Origin of the sequence: Terriglobus sp. YAF25 (genome assembly GCF_052113305.1) — a bacterium.
Taxonomy (GTDB): Bacteria; Acidobacteriota; Terriglobia; order Terriglobales; family Acidobacteriaceae; genus Terriglobus.
The window spans coordinates 1-1,219 of the sequence record NZ_JBFRCY010001007.1; the positions used below are offsets into that span (position 1 = coordinate 1).

The window sequence follows — 1,219 nt, forward strand, 5'->3', positions numbered from 1 at the left end:
CTTCCAGCAGGGCGTGATCGATCGCCTCGGTATAACGAAACAGAACCTGCCGCGGATATACCGCCAGCAAACGCGTCAAAGCAGCGTTCCAACGCTCCGTGGCTTCCACGGCTTCATCGAGGTGCTTCGCATGTTCCAGGGTGAATACTTCCGAGTTCAGGAGCGACTCGCGTGTCGCCAGGGGCAACTGGAGCTTCAGCATCTCCTCGTATGCGGCAACATGGGCCATCTCGCCGTCAGACCAGGAGCGAAGAGACGCCAGGCCTACGCGTGCTTCTAAAAAGTCGGGATCGCTCTCAACCAGGCTCTCCAGATAGGATTCCGCACAGAGATCTTCGCGATCCAGGCATTGGCGAGCAACGCCATAGCGTGCAGCCAGGGAAGATGGGTTTTTATCCAGAATGTACTTGTAGCAGTGCGAGGCGGCATTGTCATCGCTGCCGATCCTGAACTCGGCTACTCGATACATGACCGACAGCGCTGTCCTCGGAGTGCAGGTCTGTCGTGAATAGGTCTCCCACTCTGTAAGAGACTTCTGCTGCGGATCCTCTTTGAGCCGCAGAACGAAGACACGCCCTGTCTGCTTCGGATCGAAGGTTGACTGTTTGATCTGCGGAATCAACCTGCTGAGATAAAGGCTGAAGCCTCCGATGGGCTGTACTTCGCTCACCTTGCCATCGGCCCCCAGGGTGACGAGGAAGGTCACACCTTTGTTGCCGGGTCCCAGGTGGTTCACAAAGACAAGGTCGTCTGGAAGTGGGTTGGTTGGAGTCCAATCGATCACGCGGGGAAGAGGCTCGGCTCCTCGTGCTCCGTTTTGAGTGCTGGGGCCTGATGCGTACCCTGCCGTACCCAGAATCATACCCAAGATCCATAGGATCATCACGACCTCAGTCCCGATGCCGTGCAATCCAGATCTCCGCGTGTTCTTTTGCAAACCGAACGCCCTCCCTACTTGTTCAGTTTGGCTTGGGCTCGCTTACAACTTGAAAGACTTCGCAAGACATTCTTCTGTTCGTGACCCACTATGGGAAAGTTAGATTTTCTTAATCTTCCGTCGGGACCCTCAGAGTGGAGAAGGTCGACAAAAAGCGCTGAAACACAAAAACACCCGCATTTATGACCTCCCGTATTTCTCGATACGCTCTGGCTACTATCCCCTTTCGCGATCGGCGTCTTTCTTGCGCTGACCGTTGTTGCCCGGAGGATTGGAGTAAGC

1 protein-coding gene is annotated in these 1,219 nt (G+C 55.3%); it reads right to left on the reverse strand.

Going from position 1 to position 1,219, the window contains the following annotated elements:
• On the reverse strand, nt 1-862 hold an 862-nt coding region (locus tag AB4043_RS26075), incomplete at its 3' end, for a hypothetical protein (protein WP_442308594.1).
• Between the last annotated feature and the right edge of the window lie 357 nt (nt 863-1,219).